The sequence below is a fragment of the Thermanaerothrix daxensis genome (assembly GCF_001306145.1).
Classification (GTDB): domain Bacteria; phylum Chloroflexota; class Anaerolineae; order Anaerolineales; family Anaerolineaceae; genus Thermanaerothrix; species Thermanaerothrix daxensis.
In genome coordinates this window covers 493,457-509,568 of sequence record NZ_LGKO01000002.1, presented here as the reverse complement: position 1 = coordinate 509,568, position 16,112 = coordinate 493,457, and the positions used below count along the sequence as shown (strand labels likewise).

Annotated in this window: 17 protein-coding genes; 11 read left to right on the top strand and 6 right to left on the bottom strand. The window is 55.1% G+C overall.

Going from position 1 to position 16,112, the window contains the following annotated elements:
* Positions 1 to 258 precede the first annotated feature (258 nt).
* The 8 genes from SE15_RS02470 to SE15_RS02430 all read left to right on the top strand — a co-directional run bounded on the left by SE15_RS02470 (position 259) and on the right by SE15_RS02430 (position 7,473).
* Positions 259 to 729 carry an iron chaperone gene (locus SE15_RS02470; RefSeq protein ID WP_054520517.1) on the top strand — a complete coding sequence of 157 codons (471 nt, stop codon included), beginning with the start codon at positions 259 to 261 and terminating at the stop codon, positions 727 to 729.
* Positions 730 to 798: 69 nt separating this feature from the next.
* The gene (locus tag SE15_RS02465; protein WP_054520516.1) at positions 799 to 1,707 is read left to right on the top strand and encodes a VOC family protein; all 909 of its coding nucleotides are present in this window, start codon (positions 799 to 801) and stop codon (positions 1,705 to 1,707) included.
* A gap of 640 nt (positions 1,708 to 2,347) precedes the next feature.
* The gene (gene hemW / locus SE15_RS02460; RefSeq protein ID WP_054520515.1) at positions 2,348 to 3,535 is read left to right on the top strand and encodes a radical SAM family heme chaperone HemW; all 1,188 of its coding nucleotides are present in this window, start codon (positions 2,348 to 2,350) and stop codon (positions 3,533 to 3,535) included.
* A gap of 348 nt (positions 3,536 to 3,883) precedes the next feature.
* Entirely contained in the window at positions 3,884 to 4,312 is a 429-nt protein-coding gene (locus SE15_RS02450; protein ID WP_054520513.1) for a hypothetical protein, read from the top strand.
* Positions 4,313 to 4,360: 48 nt separating this feature from the next.
* On the top strand, positions 4,361 to 5,242 hold the full coding sequence (locus SE15_RS02445; protein WP_054520512.1) for an ABC transporter ATP-binding protein: 882 nt from the start codon (positions 4,361 to 4,363) through the stop codon (positions 5,240 to 5,242).
* Positions 5,239 to 6,066: an ABC transporter permease gene (locus SE15_RS02440; protein WP_054520511.1), complete on the top strand. Its 828-nt coding sequence runs from the start codon at positions 5,239 to 5,241 to the stop codon at positions 6,064 to 6,066. Before SE15_RS02445 ends, SE15_RS02440 begins: the two co-directional genes overlap by 4 nt.
* 114 nt (positions 6,067 to 6,180) lie before the next feature.
* Entirely contained in the window at positions 6,181 to 6,801 is a 621-nt protein-coding gene (locus tag SE15_RS02435) for an HAD family hydrolase (protein WP_054520510.1), read from the top strand.
* A gap of 21 nt (positions 6,802 to 6,822) precedes the next feature.
* Entirely contained in the window at positions 6,823 to 7,473 is a 651-nt protein-coding gene (locus tag SE15_RS02430) for a metallophosphoesterase family protein (protein WP_054520509.1), read from the top strand.
* On the opposite strand, the gene SE15_RS02425 is transcribed toward SE15_RS02430, so the two are convergent.
* The 4 genes from SE15_RS02425 to SE15_RS02410 are packed head-to-tail and all read right to left on the bottom strand — an operon-like array spanning position 7,470 to position 12,148.
* Entirely contained in the window at positions 7,470 to 10,088 is a 2,619-nt protein-coding gene (locus SE15_RS02425) for an FtsW/RodA/SpoVE family cell cycle protein (RefSeq protein ID WP_054520508.1), read from the bottom strand. The two genes, SE15_RS02430 and SE15_RS02425, sit on opposite strands and share 4 nt — an antisense overlap.
* Positions 10,085 to 10,954: an S-methyl-5'-thioadenosine phosphorylase gene (gene mtnP, locus SE15_RS02420; RefSeq protein WP_054520507.1), complete on the bottom strand. Its 870-nt coding sequence runs from the start codon at positions 10,952 to 10,954 to the stop codon at positions 10,085 to 10,087. The genes SE15_RS02425 and mtnP overlap by 4 nt, the downstream gene beginning before the upstream one ends.
* A 4-nt stretch (positions 10,955 to 10,958) precedes the next feature.
* Positions 10,959 to 11,399, bottom strand: coding sequence for an FHA domain-containing protein (locus tag SE15_RS02415; protein WP_054520506.1), 441 nt, complete (start codon positions 11,397 to 11,399; stop codon positions 10,959 to 10,961).
* On the bottom strand, positions 11,396 to 12,148 hold the full coding sequence (locus SE15_RS02410; protein WP_054520505.1) for an FHA domain-containing protein: 753 nt from the start codon (positions 12,146 to 12,148) through the stop codon (positions 11,396 to 11,398). The genes SE15_RS02415 and SE15_RS02410 overlap by 4 nt, the downstream gene beginning before the upstream one ends.
* Positions 12,149 to 12,210: 62 nt before the next feature.
* On the opposite strand from SE15_RS02410, the gene SE15_RS02405 reads away from it, so the two are divergent.
* Both SE15_RS02405 and SE15_RS02400 read left to right on the top strand, forming a co-directional pair.
* Positions 12,211 to 12,627, top strand: a complete 417-nt coding sequence (locus SE15_RS02405; RefSeq protein WP_054520504.1) for an archease — start codon at positions 12,211 to 12,213, stop codon at positions 12,625 to 12,627.
* 146 nt (positions 12,628 to 12,773) lie between these two features.
* Positions 12,774 to 14,225 (top strand): RtcB family protein, encoded by a 1,452-nt coding sequence (locus SE15_RS02400; RefSeq protein WP_054520503.1) that lies wholly within the window; start codon positions 12,774 to 12,776, stop codon positions 14,223 to 14,225.
* Here SE15_RS02400 and SE15_RS02395 read toward each other — a convergent pair.
* On the bottom strand, positions 14,222 to 14,737 hold the full coding sequence (locus SE15_RS02395) for a YbaK/EbsC family protein (protein WP_054520502.1): 516 nt from the start codon (positions 14,735 to 14,737) through the stop codon (positions 14,222 to 14,224). The genes SE15_RS02400 and SE15_RS02395 overlap by 4 nt on opposite strands.
* 5 nt (positions 14,738 to 14,742) lie before the next feature.
* Positions 14,743 to 15,789 (bottom strand): CehA/McbA family metallohydrolase, encoded by a 1,047-nt coding sequence (locus tag SE15_RS02390; RefSeq protein WP_236689969.1) that lies wholly within the window; start codon positions 15,787 to 15,789, stop codon positions 14,743 to 14,745.
* A 91-nt stretch (positions 15,790 to 15,880) separates the two neighbouring features.
* Here SE15_RS02390 and secG point away from each other — a divergent pair, with 91 nt between their 5' ends.
* Positions 15,881 to 16,102 (top strand): preprotein translocase subunit SecG, encoded by a 222-nt coding sequence (gene secG / locus SE15_RS02385; protein WP_054520500.1) that lies wholly within the window; start codon positions 15,881 to 15,883, stop codon positions 16,100 to 16,102.
* Positions 16,103 to 16,112: the final 10 nt, after the last annotated feature.

The window sequence follows — 16,112 nt, the reverse complement described above, 5'->3', positions numbered from 1 at the left end:
ATTAAGTATCGTCAAGGAAAAGCCTGCTAAATTTTTGCTTGATTTTCAAAGTCCCCAGCGATCGGCCATAGTATACCCCGAAACAAAATCTATATCAAGGCTGAGTTTCTTACCTCGAATCACCCTTGACGGAACAGATGTTCTAATCTATTATGGATATATTCAACCCACCTTGTTATCTTTGAGGGGAAAATTTGGCGAATGGCGCATTTCGCCTTTTAGGTCCCCCCAATTTCTAGCAATTCCCAAGGAGACCCGATGAGCAAAAGCCAAAACCCTTCCAAGAGTGACCAGACAACCGAGGGATTCACGGATGCAGAACGCGCTGCCATGCGGGAACGTGCCCGCGAACTTAAGGCAACACGGCGAGGCTCACGCATGGACAAAACAGACGGTGAAAGCACCGTACTAAAAAAGATTGCTGAGATGCAGGAACCTGACCGTTCCATGGCTGAACGGCTACATGCGATTATCAAAGCCAGCGCTCCCACCCTTTCACCCAAAACATGGTATGGAATGCCCGCCTATGCTAATCAGGAGGGCAAGGTTGTTTGCTTTTTCCAGGCGGCACAGAAGTTCGGTACCCGCTATGCTACGTTAGGCTTTACGGATGCGGCCAAACTCGATGAGGAAGCCATGTGGCCGGTTGCCTTTGCGCTGAAGGAATTGGGCCCCGTTGAAGAGTCAAGGATCAGTGCGCTGGTGAAGAGGGCAGCAAGCACGGTCTAAACTCCTCCGGCCTCAATCAAAATATTGCGCATAAAGACCTCAACAATGTCGGTTATCAGGAGACACAACATGACCAAGATTGTGCCCACCCTGTGGTTTGACACAGAAGCCCGTGCGGCGGTTGAATTCTATACCGCATTATTCCCCAACTCGGGCATTCGATATACGGCTATGCTGCACGATACCCCCTCTGGCGTGGTAGATATCGTGAGTTTCCAATTGGCCGGGCAGCCTTTCCAGGCTTTTAGTGCAGGGTCTCCGTTCAAATTCAACCCATCAATTTCCTTCATTGTCAACTTTGATCCTGCTCAAGATCCTCGGGCTCGAGAGCATCTGGATGCTTTATGGCATGCGTTAAGCGAAGGCGGCCAGGTGCTGATGCCACTGGAGGAATACTTTTTCAGTCAGCGTTATGGGTGGGTCCAGGATCGCTATGGCCTCTCCTGGCAACTGATCCTCTCCAACCCAGAGGGCGATCCACGGCCGTTCATCACCCCGGCATTACTTTTCACAGGACGGGTTTGCGGTAAGGCCGAAGAAGCGGGGGCGTTCTACCGTTCGGTATTTGCCGACTCGCAAGCCGGGCAACTCCGCTTCTACCCGGAGCACACAGAGCCCAACTGCGGAAAAATGGTGATGTTTTCTGACTTCCGCCTCGGAGAAACCTGGATCGCCGCCATGGATAGTGCACTGGATCACGGTTTTGGCTTTAACGAGGCCATGTCTTTTACGGTCAAATGCGAGACGCAAGCAGAGATTGATGGCTACTGGGAGAGGCTTTCTGCTGAGCCAGAAGCGGAGCAATGCGGCTGGCTCAAGGACCGCTACGGTCTCTCCTGGCAAATTGTACCTGCGCTCATGGATACGATCATGCAAAGTCCCCATCTTGAAGGACAGGCGCGCGTAACACAAGCCATCCTTCAGATGAAAAAACTGGACATTGCCACATTACACAGCGCTTATGAGGGTACAGGGTAAATTTCCGCGCCAACAAGGTTAGGGGGTGTTTCCAATGTAGCCACCGAGGTCTTGATTAACGTCTTCTAGCCTGCCGTCCTCTCTCCCATCCGCCTCCTGCCTTTGGTCGTTCCAGAGGCAGGAGGATTATTCTTTGGATTACCCCACACCTCACTGTGTTAAAATCGAAATTGAGGCGAAAGTCTACGCCCCGATTTTTCGCTCTAGCCCCCTTGGGCAGCCTAATCATTGGGGTGAGTGCCTGTTACCCCCCGATTCCTTCCCCTCATAACGTAATCCTCGCCTTGATCAAGAGGGCTGGTTTTCGAAACACTGCTCGGGCTGGCAGATGGTTCGACGGTCATCTCAACCGGGCTTTTGCCCCGCTGACCACAGGAATTTCGCGACTTTGAGCAAGCCATGAGTGGTTGAATAACCAGCCTTTTTATTTTTTTCAGCAAGTCAGGTAAGATCGGAATTTCTTACCAGGACCAAGAAATTGCTTTGGGTTATAATGAAGTGCCTCACTACAACTGCTGTAGTGCAGCCAAACTAAACCCTCGCCGGGCATTTGCCATGGTCGCCTTTTTCGCACAGCGGGGTGAACAATGGTATTATGTAGAGGCAGGCATCTTCGATACCCTCCACCCCTAGACCCAGGATGACCGTTTTTAGCCTCTACCTGCATATCCCGTTCTGCCGCCACCGTTGCGCCTACTGCGATTTCAACACGTACAGCGGCCAGGAAGACCTGATCCCCGCTTACGTAGAGGCCTTGTGCAACGAAATCCGTCAGGTAGGCCGGACAGCCCCCAACCGCTTGCCCGTGCATACCCTCTACTTCGGGGGCGGAACCCCCTCACTCCTGCCAGCCGAAGCCATTGGGCTCATTCTGGAAACCTGTCGTGCTTCCTTTGAGGTCCTTCCTGATGCCGAGATTAGCCTGGAAGCCAATCCCGGCACGCTGACCCTGGAATGGCTGCAAACCATTCGCCGCCTGGGGGTCAATCGGCTTAGCCTGGGGATGCAATCGGCACACCCGGAGGATTTACGTCTATTGGAACGCCAGCATGATTTCTTTGACGTGAGTCAGACGGTCCGTTGGGCGCGTCGAGCCGGCTTCGAAAACATCAATCTTGATTTGATCTATGGCATCCCCTTCCAAACATTGGCCCGCTGGGAAGCCACGTTGGAACGAGCATTGGGCATGTTCCCCGAACACCTCTCGCTCTATGCGCTAAGCATCGAGCATGCTACCCCGTTCTACCATTGGGTGGCACGCGGCTTGCTGCCCCCACCAGATGATGATGTGGCAGCCGAGATGTACGAAAAAGCCGACGCCATGCTGACTCAGAGCGGCTACCTCCAATACGAGATCTCCAACTGGGCGATTCGACGGGAGGGAAGATTATGGGTTTGTCAGCACAATCTGCAATACTGGCTCAACGAACCATATCTGGGATTTGGAGCCGGTGCCCATGGCTTCGTCGAACACCTGCGTACCGCAAATGTTCGCAGCATCAGGGCTTATATTGAGCGCCTGCAAACTCCTGCGCAACTCCCCTTTCCGCTTACCCCAGCCACTGAACAGACTCAGACCATTGATCCACTGACCGAGATGCAAGAAACCATGATGATGGGTTTACGTCTGACGCAAGAGGGAGTCTCTCGCCAACGTTTTGAGCAGCGCTTTCACCGCTCAATTGAAGAAGTATTTGGACCCACCATTGCTTCTCTGGTGAATCTGGGATTGTTGGAATGGCGCGGAGAACGCTTGTGTCTTACCCAACGCGGACGGCTTTTGGGAAACCGCGTTTTCATGGAATTTGTGGACATTTCTGCACCTTGATTGCCCAATGCCGTCCCCAACCTTAAAAAATTCTAAAAGAGCCGCGAACTCCTTGACAGAACAAAACAAGGCGGATAGACTGGATTATAATCAGTTTCAAGGAAAGGACGCACTCAGAGATGGTAGAGTTCACGAGCATCACCCTCAGCACCACCGCCCTGCGCGAGAGCAGCGGCGGGGTTGCCGCACCTTCTCGGAGTGCGCCTGTTTGCGGATAGAATTCGGTTAGCGCGTCAGCAACGGCCACGGGTGCACTCCGATCCCGTGGCCGAATTCTTTAAACACGCTATTGTGCCCCACGGCCACGGGAGTTCCCAGGTGGCCGATTCTTTTTTGGAGGCATGCGCGATGTTTGAAATCTTGACCCAACTGAATACATTCCGCATTGATTATTTTGCCGATCCACGCTTTCCTCTCCCCGAGGGAGTTGGGCTCTACGTAAGCGGCACATTGCACCCTCGCCAACCTTACAGCCGGGAAGCCAAACAAGCGCTCATGGTGGGCCTGTGTCTGATCTTGCGCGCCTGGCCGGTCAACCACCTGGCCGTTGTGTATGTGGATGTCACCCCTCGGCAAACCGAGTTGCCACCCGCTTACACTCAAATGAAACAGGATCTGGCTCGCGGTTTCATCCAGCGCATCCTGGTCGCCAATCCGCGCTTTTTCCGGGACAGAACAGCACTCCTTGAGGACTGGCAAGCCTTTCAACGCCGACATGCCCACATTGAGTGGTATGTTCCTGCTCACAACCTGGCACAGGTGCTCCTCTTTTCCTGAGATTCCTCACGTGTGCCAAAGTAATTCCACGTCATGGAGGTTTGATTTATGTCGTACGCGGTTGTTGTCAATGATGTATATAAACAATTTGGCAAAAACGAGGGACCATTCTGGAAAGCGCTTTTCAACCCGCGCTCGAATAACGGCAATGGAAAGCACACCGCCCATTCGCCGCAAGGCTCTGTCCAAATCATCGTGGCAGTTGATCACGTTTCTTTCACAGTCGAAGAAGGGGAGATTTTCGGCATCCTTGGACCCAATGGCGGTGGAAAGTCCACCCTCATTCGCCTGATTGCCACCCTCTTGCTCCCGGATAAGGGCAAAATCAGTGTCTTCGGCTACGATGTCGTGCGTCAACCCTTACAGGTGCAGCAGTTGATCAACCGGGTAAGCGTGGAGGCTTCGTTCTTCAAGAAACTCTCCCCCATGGAAAACCTCATGTACGGGGCGCGCCTGTACGGCCTTTCGGCTAAACAGACCCGCAAGCAAGTGGTTGAGATTCTCTTGCGGTTGGGGCTTAAAGAGCGCGATATCTATCACCCCATGGAGGAGATGTCGCGCGGCATGCAGCAAAAGGTCGCTATTGCCCGCGCTCTGCTCTCCCGCCCACGCCTGCTCCTGCTGGATGAGCCGACCACAGGGCTGGATCCGCGTTCCAAACGAGAGGTGCAGGCCGTAGTGCGCGAACTGCGCGAGGTTCACGGCACAACCATATTGCTCACCACCCATGACATGATTGAGGCCGAGACCCTGTGCGATCGCATTGCCATCATGGACAGTGGACGGGTGGTAGCCCTGGATACACCCGAAGGGTTGAAAAATCGGGTCCGTGGTACCACGGAACGCCAACCCACCCTTGAAGAGGTCTTCCTGGAGTTGACCGGTAAACAACTTCGCAACCCCGAAGAAGAGGAGGACGAATCGTTATGAGTACATTGAGTTACCAAATGCGTGCTTCTTTTGCATTTGTGGAGCGCAACTTCAACCTGATTAAGCGTTACTGGTCCTGGGAACTGGTCTGGCTGGTGTACTCCATTACCGACAGCATGGCCGTCTCGTTCATCGGTCTGGGAATGGAACGTATCGGCGGCGCAGCGTCTGTTAACACCCAATACCTTGTGCTTTACTTGCTCATCGGCACACTGGTGTGGCGCTTCCTTTCCACCATTTTCTACTGGATCACCGACCTGATCAGCATCGAGCGCTGGGAAGGCACCATTGAATACACCCTGATGGCTCCCATTCGGCGCCTCACTCACATGGCCGGTCAAACCGCCTTCTCGCTGGTCTACAGCCTGATCTTCACTGGCGTCATCCTCGTGGTAATCTCACTGGTCTTTGATATTGACCTGAGCCACGCCAACCTGTTTAGCGCCACGGTGATGCTTCTGGCAGGCAGCGTCTCTTTCGTGGGTATCGGCGTGATGGCCTCTGTGCTCCCGTTGCTTTTCCCTGAACGCGGTTCGCAAATGACCCATGTGTTCATCGCTCTGATGCTGCTGATCTCCGGCGTGTACTACCCGGTAGAGGTGCTCCCCGGTTTCTTGCGGATGCTAGCAGTTTATAGCCCCGCTACCTACGTCCTGCGTGGCGCACGGATGGCGGTCCTGGAAGGGGCTTCGGTGCCCATGCTTTGGCCGCAAATCTGGCCAGCGCTCCTCATGGGAGCTTTCCTTATTCCCCTGGGGCTGTGGATCTTCCAGCAAGCCGAGTATTATGCCAAGCGCACCGGAAAGTTGCACCGCAATGGCTAAAAGTATTTACCACCCACTTCGAACGGCACTGAGGGTACCCTCGGTGCCGTTTTTCGGATCAACCCAAGGCGTTCGTGTTATACTTTGAATCACATTCCCGCAGGAGGGCTCAAAGTGATTAAAGCCGTGATCTTTGATATGGGGGGGGTGTTACTTCGCACCGAAGACCTTACGCCACGTGCCAGATTGGCGGCCCAATTGGGGGTAACACTCAGGGAACTCGAACACCTGGTTTTCAGTAGTGAATCCTCTATCTTGGCTGAACGCGGCCAGATTCCCGAAGAAGCGCATTGGGCTTGGGTCTGTGCTCATCTGGGACTTCCCCCCTCAGCCTGCCAGCAATTTCAAGATCAATTTTGGGCAGGTGACCGCCTGGACACCCATTTGATTGCCTTCCTACGCTCCTTGCGCCCCCGTCTCAAAACCGCTCTGCTAAGTAACGCCTGGTCGAATACCCGCCATGTGGTCCTTCAACGTTATGACTTTCTGGATGTTTTCGATGTGGTCATTTTCTCGGCGGAAGTGGGTATGCGTAAGCCGGAAGCGGGCATCTTCCACCACATTCTGAGCCGCCTGGAGGTCAAGCCGCAAGAAGCCATTTTCGTGGATGATTTACTGCCCAATGTAGAAGCCGCACGGGCCCTGGGGATCCATGCCATTCTCTTCAGGGATCCCAAGACCGTGCTGAATACGCTCCAGGAAATCCTGGCACACCACAAAGTAGAGATGGCCTAACACCTTCGCCCTGCTTTCCTTATGTCATCCACCCCCTCTTTTGCGTGGTCACCCCCCGAAGAATTTACTCACCGTGTGCCGCTCAGTGTGGTCGTGTTGGCTGACACACACGTACCCGATCGCTTTGAGCGCCTCCACCCCATGCTTCTATCCGCATTGGAGAGTCATACCCCCGATCTCATCTTACATGCTGGCGACATCTGTGTCCCCGATGTGCTAAACAGACTGGCAACCCTTGCGCCCGTCGTGGCTGTGCGGGGAAATCGGGATTGGGCATTTCGGGGCTCCCTGCCCTGGAAGCGGGATTTCATTCTAGGGGGAGTAAGAATTGCCCTGTTGCATGGTCACGGTTCATGGCCAGCCTACCTTCTGGACAAATGGCAGTATCTCCTCAACGGCTATCAACTCGAACGTTACCGCCAACGCGTACTTGATCTCGCTCCAGAAGCCCAGGTGGTAATTTTCGGGCACACCCATCGGCCCGCTGTGGAATGGCACCAGGGTCGCTTGTTCTTAAACCCCGGCTCCGCCAGTTCGGGAGTGCAGCCTGATCAATCACCCTCCTTCGGCGTTCTTCAAATCGATGGTCCTGCTCAAGTCCGCGCGACAATCCACCATCTTCCCACAGTACCGCGCAAAGGACGCCAATGGGCAACCCTGAGCGTTCCTTAGCGCAAGGCTGCCTGCAGTACCGCGCGCGCGATCTGCTCTCCCTGCTCAGCCGTTCCGGACTCTAGCGCGAGCACTAACACCAAAGGGGAACCTTGCCAATCGGGTACCGTACCAGCCAAAACCCACAAGACCGTCTTTTGGCCGTTCTGCCCCCGCCCAAACGCCATCCAGATGGGTAAATCACCGCGTGCCCAATCCGCCAGGCGGTCTGGCGTGCGCCCTGCGATCTCAACCTCTGCTGGAGGATCAACTGACAAAACAACCCAACCCTGAACAGGGACTCTAATGGCATTGACCAGGTGGATATCAGGACGCTGCCCCTGCTGCAAAATGGCTATTGCCTGTGCCATTTGCAGGGGCGAAAGATACCACGTGCTTTCTCCGGTAAGCAGAGTTTCCAGGCTTGCCTCGGGTGGGGGTACGGCGATGCCCCCCATGGGCAAGGGCAGATTAACCAGGGTTCCAAACCCCAACGCCGGCCAAAGGGCTTCCAGGCGCTCTTTCCCAAGATTCTGGGCCAGCGCTACAGTCACCCAGGGGCATCCCGCCTGAGCCGCGCTTTCCCAGGTTATCGGCAAGGAAGGGACATTGGCACAAGGTAGCCGCCCGCCAGCAGTCTGCAAAACCAGACTCTGAGGGAAATGCCCCCACTGTTCCGTCGGCATGGACTGAGTAGCCCATAGAAAAGGCGTGAGTGCCGTCCCGGGTGGGTATTGTCCCTGAGTTACCCGATTAAGCAATGGAGAATGTGGATCGGTCTTCCACTCCTCCCACGCCTCATCCAGGCGATTAGGATCAAAAGTTGGCTGCGAGGCCATCGCTAGAATTTCCCCATTCTGGGCATTGAGCAAAATCAGCGCCCCCTGCTCCCCTTCCATGGCTGCATCTGCCACACGCTGGATATCTAGACTCAGCGTCAGGCGCACATCCAGACCCTGCGGAGGCTGTGCGAAGAGCAGGCGAGCCAGAAGAATCTCCCATGCGGGCTGTCCCGCTAATCCACGCAGATAACTATCCAGCCCAGCCTCCAAACCGGCCTTGCCAAACCGGGGATGGATAAAACCCAGCGTGGATGCCAGGGGCGGGTAGAGGGTAACCCGACGGTAACTCCCCGGCCTCCCCTCACTTTGAACCAGCACCTGCTCCTGACGGTCGAGCAGACGCCCGCGCTGCACAAACCGTTCGGCCACTACCCAACGTAAATTGTCAGGGCGGCTGCGCAATGCCTCGCTCCGAACAATCCCCCACCATCCTCCCAACCCAGCCAGCAAAGCCAGAACGGCTAAGAACCCCCCTCCCAGCACCTGGAAAGGCGCTTCATTTGCTAAAGAGACGGGGGGGGTCTCCTCCGAAGCGCTCATCCGAAGTAAAAGCAGAAGAGCCGCAAACGAAACCACCAGCGAGGAGCCACCGTAAGAGACAAAAGGCAGTGTTACCCCGGTTAATGGGAACAAACGCAAGTTCCCTCCAATGATTAATACCGATTGTCCACCCAGATAAATCCCCAGACCGGCAGCCAGCAGACGCCGATACAGATTAGGGGCGCGAATCGCCACAATCATACTGCGAAGAAACAGCACGCCAACCAATCCCAGAAGCCCCCCTAGCCCCACCAGGCCAGTTTCTTCCGCAATCGCCACGGTAATGAAGTCGGAGTGGGCAACCGGCACCAAACCCGGACTACCCAGGCCGGGCCCCGTTCCAAAGAGGCCCCCTTCGGCAATGGCAATCAGGGATTGGATGATTTGATACCCCACCCCATCCGCCTGTGACCAGGGTTGCCACCAGGCCAGAAGGCGCTGGTGGATCAGGATGAACATAGTATTCCCGATCCAGGCCGCTAGCAGTAAACCGCCCGCAGTCAAAAGCAACACTCTGCGCCGCCCTGTAGCCAGGTAAAGCACCAGAGCGTAGAGCATAAAGAGTAAAGAGGCAGTGCCCAAATCCCGTTGGATTACCAGTAATGCAATTGTCACCCCGATAACAACCAGAGTGGGTGCAATCAAAGATGCCAGGCTAAGCGAGAAGGGAATACGTTCGGCCAGGTATGCAGCCAAGTAGATCAGTAAAAGGATCTTAAGCGGTTCAGCGGGTTGAAAGTAAAGGCCACAACAGCCCAACCACAATCCCGGTCCCTCGCCTCCTGGATAGGTGCCAAAGAAGAGCGTCAGTGCCACCAGCAACAATCCCAGTACTAGCCACAGGTATTTATAGCGCCGCAGCCACAACAACACCTCTGGCCAACGTGCTCCCAGGCCTAGAATCAACCATCCCAGCCCCAGCCAGAACGTCTGCCGCCACCCCAACACCGTATCCAACCGCCATATGGTCAGCAAACCCCAGCCGCTCAATAACGCCGCTACTGGCAAAAAATAGGGATCATGCTCCCCAAGCCACACCTGGAGGGTGCGACGCACCCACACTACCCCCACAGCCCATACCCCAACCCCCACCCAGTGCTGCCAGTTGAGTGTCGTCTCGAAAGAATGCACCCGCACCGCTGGTGCCAGAGTCAGGATCAGCGCGTAGAAGAAAAGGAAAGCCGCCGCCAGATATAGCAAGCGGCTTTCCTTGATAGTATTAGGAAGGGAATGAGCACCCAAAAAACGCTTCACGAAGGAAGATACTTATCCACCAACAGGCTTAACTTGCGTCGCGTCTCCGGAGGAATGCGCTCCGGCGCTGTGATCAGGGCTTTGGAAAGTGCCTGAGGGCACTCGCAGGTGCGCACGCCATCCAGCAATCCTACCAGGTGGCGAATGACCTCCTGCGCTGCCTGAACATTCTCGCTCAGTGTGCGAATGACCATCTCTACACTGACCGGCTCCTCACTGGTATGCCAGACATCGTAGTCGGTCACATGGGCCAGCACTGCATAGCATAATTCGGCTTCGCGCGCCAGAAACGCCTCTGGGCAAGTCGTCATCCCGATGATGGACATGCCCCAGGCTCGATAGAGGTTGGATTCAGCCCGAGTAGAAAAGCGCGGCCCTTCAATGGTGATAAACGTCCCCCCATGGTGGACTGTAGCCCCGCTACTGGTGGCAGCGCGATAGAGCAGGCCAGAGAGGTTGGGACAAAACGGGTCGGCAACCCCAATGTGGGCAACTAACCCCTCACCGAAAAACGAGCGCTGGCGGGAACGGGTGAAATCAAAAAGTTGATCCGGAACCACAAAATGACCTGGGCGGTAGTCATCGCGAAGTGAACCGCACGCACTCACCCCAACGACGTATTCCACTCCCAGCTGTTTCAGCGCGTAGATGTTAGCCCGATAGTTGACTTCGCTGGGGAGGATGAAATGTCCCAGACCATGCCGCGCCAGGAAGGCAATCCGCTTTCCCTCCAACGTCCCCAACACAATCGGTGAACTGGGCGGGCCAAAAGGCGTATCAACCTCCAGGGTTTCCACGTCCTTCAGGGCACCAAACCGATACAACCCCGAGCCACCTATGACACCGAGAATGGGTTTTTCGCTCATGGTTTCACTCCTGAGATTGGATTTGAATGCGCAGCAGGGCTTGACCGCAGCGCACTATATCCCCAGAGACCACAACGGTTGGGGTCATCACCCGCTCGTCATTCAGAAAGGTACCGTTTGTTGAATGCAGATCTTCAACCCACCACTGATGATCACGATAACGTAAACGAGCATGTCGCGTTGAGACAGTCTCATCATTCAGCACAATCTGACATGAAGGGTGCCTACCGAGCAGAACCTCCCGTTCGTTAAATTGGTAGCGCCGCTCTTCACTCTCTTGTTCAGACACCACTTCCAACACAATCGGGGGCACCTGCTCGCGAGAAACCTGCTGTAGATGCAAATTCAACTCGCGCCAGAGAACCCATAATGCCCAGCCTAGAAAGGCATAAAGGGCAACGGCCAGGAGAATGCGCAAAACGAGAACAAGAATTCCAGTGATCATTCGCTGTCCATTGGACGGGTTTCGGCAGCCGCATCCGGTTGGTTTTCCTCACCATAGATGAGAGAAACACCAGCCAGTGAGATGACATCCCCCGGTTGCAACTCCCATCGCGTCACTCGCTCACCATTGACGTAGGTACCACCCGTAGAATTAAGATCAAAAAGAACATACCGCTCGCCCACACAACGAATCTGGGCATGGTGGCGCGAGACCCTGAGATCGGGCAGGACCAGCATGTTATCACTGTGTCGCCCGATACTGATCACACTTTGTTCCAGTGGAAAGACATCTTTTCCCTGCACAATGAGGAAAGCGCGTCTTGGAGGCTGCGCGTGGGCATGACTCGGCTCGTTGAAGTCCAACACCGCGGTTTCGCCCATTATCTCCTCCCCCCACTTCCAATGGACCCGGATTTCGTCCTCACCCAGGTCTGCGCAGGCGCGCAATAGAATTTGAGGATTTCCCAAGAAAGTGAACCCCACCTCATTGGCTACATCCTTCAGAGCCTGTATCAAAGGCGCCTGCCAATCCGTCTGCTGATGCCAGGTCGCGTAAAGTGAAGGAGACACCTCAATTACACAAAGGTCTGGCAGAGGTCGGCCGGTAGGTTGGTTTAACAAAGCCGTTTGCAAAGCCACGTACAGACGTCGCGACCAATCTTCTTCGCGCCCGCGCCAGGGTACACGCCCCAGGTAATCCTCGACCAGGGCGCGCAAGCGGCTTTCCAGTTTCTCAAGGCGAAAACCCATACGTTATAATATTATAAGGCACAACGTCTGGCCCATAGGGAAGCCATCAGAAGCAACCTCTCATGAATGAAAAATCTTTGTCCGGGTTTGAAGAGATACGTCACACAGCCGATTGGGCCCTGCGTGTATGGGCGCCTGATTTATCTACCCTTTTTACCCAGGCCGCCCAGGGGATGTACCGGCTCGAAGGCGTAGAAATTGCCCCAACGCCTCGTGTTGAGCGCCAGATCAGCGTCAATGGTGAGGATGCAGAAAGTCTGCTGGTGGCCTTCTTAAATGAGTTGCTTTACCTGCAGGAGACTGAGCGGCTGGCATTTGACACCTTCCAGTGCGTAATCAAGGATCATTCGTTGGACGTCAAAGCACAGGGAGGGCCCATTAATCACCTTAATAAGGCAATTAAAGCCGTCACTTTTCACAATCTGAGCATTCGCACCACCTCGCAAGGCCTTGAGACAACACTCACGTTCGATGTCTAGCGAGGCTTCACCGCTAAAAACCACCAGCAATTTCGTCCCGTCGCCCAATTTTCTTCTGCCGGTGCTGTGAGTTCCACCCTCTCAGCCCTTCTCTCGCCCTCGCAGCCATTGTCACCCCGGGATTAACTACTAATGGAGGTATTCGTATGGTTCGCCTGCAGGATATTCGCAAGATTAATGATTACGAGTGGGAAATCCCCGCAACGTACCGGGAGGATATGCGCGCCTCAGTACGCCTCTTTGTCACCCGCCGCTTGCTGGAAGCTTCCCTGGAAGACCTTTCCCTGGAGCAGGCGATCAATGCCGCCACCTTGCCTGGTGTGGTGGACCCCGTGGTAGTAATGCCTGACATGCATCAGGGGTACGGGTTCCCAATCGGTGGGGTGGCAGCCACGCGCGTCTCGGATGGCGTTGTCTCGCCTGGGGCTATCGGCTACGACATTAACTGTGGGGTACGTTTGCTGGCCTCGCAAATTCCTTATGAACAGGCCGAACCTTACCTGGATGACTTGGCGACTGCATTAAATCGTTATTGTCCTAGCGGCGTGGGCACTGAGGGTGAATACCGCTTGAGTCATGAGGAATTGGACCAGGTCTGCCGGTTGGGGGCACGCTGGGCGCTCAAGCGCGGATTGGCCAGTGAGGAGGATTTGCGCCGCACAGAAGAAGGAGGATGTCTGGAAGATGCAGATCCTACCAGGGTGAGTCACAAAGCCAAAGAACGCGGGCGCACCCAACTGGGCACCTTAGGGGCTGGTAACCACTTCCTGGAGGTAGATCTCATCGAACAGATATTTGATCCCGAAGCCGCACAAGCGATGGGCTTACAGGAAGGGAATCTGGCTCTTTTGATCCATTGTGGTTCCCGTGGTTTTGGGCATCAGATCTGCACCGATTACGTCCAAGACCTGCAAAGCGCGGTTAAGAAATACGGCATTCGTCTCCCCGATCGCGAGCTGGTCTGCGCGCCTATAGACTCACCCGAAGGGCGCAACTACCTTGCCGCCATGCGTGCAGCTGCCAACTACGCATTCTGCAATCGCCAACTTCTCGCCCATGCCGCCCGCCGTGCATTCGAAGAGGTCTTCGCCGGCAAGGTGCGTAACTGGCACTTACACCAGGTGTACGACATCGCCCATAACATGGGGAAGATAGAGACCCACTTGGTTAACGGCAAACCGCTCAAGGTTTGTGTACATCGCAAAGGAGCCACCCGCGCCTTTGGACCCGGGTTCACCGAATTGCCGGAAGAGTACCGCCCCCTGGGTCAGCCAGTTCTGGTTCCCGGCAGTATGGGTACAGCCTCCTGGGTGCTCATCGGCACTGAGACCAGCATGCAACGCTCATGGGGTTCCACCTGCCATGGGGCAGGAAGGGTGCTCAGCCGTCATAAGGCCAAAAAAGAAATTCGCGGCGAACGGCTGCGGGATGAATTAGAACGGCGTGGTATCCATGTGCGCGCAGGATCAATGTCGGGCCTGGCCGAAGAAGCCCCCCAGGCATATAAGGACGTAGATGAGGTAGTGGAGACAGTCGCCGGCGCGGGAATTGCGCGCAAAGTAGCCCGCTTGCGCCCTGTGGCGGTGATCAAGGGCTAAAAGTCAGTATCGGCTTCCGTGTCCTCGCCTTCGGCCAGGGGTCTGCCAATGGCAGCCGTACGCGCATTTGTAAGCGCTAGGAAAGCCTGCACGGGCAAGCGAATATTAAGACCGCGCTGTCCTCCCGAAACATGAAACATGGGCTCATGCAAAGCACTTTCATCCACAACGACCTGAAAGCCCCGGTTGAGTAGCGCCAGTGCAGAAATGCCACCGGCCTGCAAGCCGGTTAACTGCTCTGCTTCGCGTTGTGTGGGCAGGCGTAGTTTTTTCTCACCCAGGTAAGTTGCCAGGGCTTTCAAATCCACTGCACAGGTCCCTGGAACAACCGCCAGAATGGGTTTGCCACCCTGCTCTCGCACTACCACAATGGTCTTGAAAACCCGCTCGGGTGGAACCCCTAAACGACGTGCTGTTTCTAAAGCCCCTAATTTCTGGGGAGGCAGTTCATACGCCTCAAAGGGGATCTTACGAGATTTGAGCAACCGAATCACGTTATTGGTTGCAGCCATTCTTTTTACCCCTGCGCGGCCTTCAAATAAATCGGATTGCTGAAAATCCACCCTCTTTGCTGCCCCAGGTATGGCAAATAGCACTCTACCCGATAGACCCCCGGCTCTTGAGTGATCCAGGCACAGACTTCCTGCCGCCTCCATATTTTGATCACCTGCCCATCTTTAATCAGACGACATTCCGCAGGTCGGGGCAAACGAATCTGAAGCGTCACACCGCCATTAACCTCCAGAGAATCTCCCATGATGACCGTACGATTACGCCCCTGCGCAGTAAAGCGAAAGCCCCGGGTAGGAGCAGGTAAATCGTATCCGATAAAGCAATGACCCGCGCGGAGCGCCGCCAGTACCTGCTGCCTGTCGGCCATGAATTCCCCGCTCAACCCCTCAGGGAGCAAAAGGTGGGTATTAATGGCGCGAAAGTGAAACTCATAGGGGAAAACCGTCCTGCGAAGAGGACCAGCGCGCAAATTCAGAGCATGCGCATCAGAGCCCCCCACAGCGACCACTGGGGCGCCCCCACGGAGCAGGGCATCCCACCGTCGCAAGGCGGCTGGCAACGGTGCGTGAGCAACAAACTGGGGAAAGAATGCAAAGAAGAAAGCCTGAAGGCGTGAACGAATGACGTTTTTTAGTTCGCTAAACCCATTCCAGAGTTCCAATCCGGTAAACCCATACACCTTCCAATCTTCCCATGAAATATCCTCCTCACCAAACAGGGGCAAAGCGGGATCCACCGGGTGGGCGATAAACGTGAGTGCACCCGCCTGGCGCGCTACATCAATCACCTTCTGAGGAGAGTCTGCCAACGGTGCTAGTTCACGATTAGCCCCAATCACCAGCAAATGATTTTTCTGGGGATTACGCATGCGGTCGTGAATCTCTTCGCCCACCAGTAATAAGATGCGCCGACCATGGGCTTCCCGATATCCTTCCAGCCCTTGTACCCACACATTATGATCAGTGACTATGACCCCGTCCAGGCCGGCTCGCGCCGCAGCCTCGACAATATCTCGATGCAACCCACTTCCATCCGAATAACGCGTGTGCATATGGAGATTTATGACCACTTCTTCCATGGCGGTTGACGATTCCCGAATTTAGACGTTATAATCCTGGCGTTGCTTCCAAAAGGAGGAAAACGTGACCACTTACCTTGACATCGCATTGATTATAATCTCGCTTGCACTGACCGCTAGCGTTATCCTGCAAAACAAAGGGGTAGGCCTGGGTGGACTGACCGGGGCCGACAGCACGCAGGTTTTCAGCGCGCGCCGTGGCCTTGAAAAAACGCTCTTTAACATTACCATTGCCCTGAGCGTCATCTTTTTCATCCTTACCATCCTGACCATTGCTTTGCGGTAAATATCCGGCT

Excerpts from the sequence above, each read along its gene's own strand:
- SE15_RS02470 (WP_054520517.1), top strand. The coding sequence starts at position 259 with ATGAGCAAAAGCCAAAACCCTTCCAAGAGTGACCAGACAACCGAGGGA.
- SE15_RS02465 (WP_054520516.1), top strand. The coding sequence starts at position 799 with ATGACCAAGATTGTGCCCACCCTGTGGTTTGACACAGAAGCCCGTGCG.
- hemW (WP_054520515.1), top strand. The coding sequence starts at position 2,348 with ATGACCGTTTTTAGCCTCTACCTGCATATCCCGTTCTGCCGCCACCGT.
- SE15_RS02450 (WP_054520513.1), top strand. The coding sequence starts at position 3,884 with ATGTTTGAAATCTTGACCCAACTGAATACATTCCGCATTGATTATTTT.
- SE15_RS02445 (WP_054520512.1), top strand. The coding sequence starts at position 4,361 with ATGTCGTACGCGGTTGTTGTCAATGATGTATATAAACAATTTGGCAAA.
- SE15_RS02440 (WP_054520511.1), top strand. The coding sequence starts at position 5,239 with ATGAGTACATTGAGTTACCAAATGCGTGCTTCTTTTGCATTTGTGGAG.
- SE15_RS02430 (WP_054520509.1), top strand. The coding sequence starts at position 6,823 with ATGTCATCCACCCCCTCTTTTGCGTGGTCACCCCCCGAAGAATTTACT.
- mtnP (WP_054520507.1), bottom strand. The coding sequence starts at position 10,954 with ATGAGCGAAAAACCCATTCTCGGTGTCATAGGTGGCTCGGGGTTGTAT.
- SE15_RS02415 (WP_054520506.1), bottom strand. The coding sequence starts at position 11,399 with ATGATCACTGGAATTCTTGTTCTCGTTTTGCGCATTCTCCTGGCCGTT.
- SE15_RS02410 (WP_054520505.1), bottom strand. The coding sequence starts at position 12,148 with ATGGGTTTTCGCCTTGAGAAACTGGAAAGCCGCTTGCGCGCCCTGGTC.
- SE15_RS02405 (WP_054520504.1), top strand. The coding sequence starts at position 12,211 with ATGAATGAAAAATCTTTGTCCGGGTTTGAAGAGATACGTCACACAGCC.
- SE15_RS02400 (WP_054520503.1), top strand. The coding sequence starts at position 12,774 with ATGGTTCGCCTGCAGGATATTCGCAAGATTAATGATTACGAGTGGGAA.
- SE15_RS02395 (WP_054520502.1), bottom strand. The coding sequence starts at position 14,737 with ATGGCTGCAACCAATAACGTGATTCGGTTGCTCAAATCTCGTAAGATC.
- SE15_RS02390 (WP_236689969.1), bottom strand. The coding sequence starts at position 15,789 with ATGCACACGCGTTATTCGGATGGAAGTGGGTTGCATCGAGATATTGTC.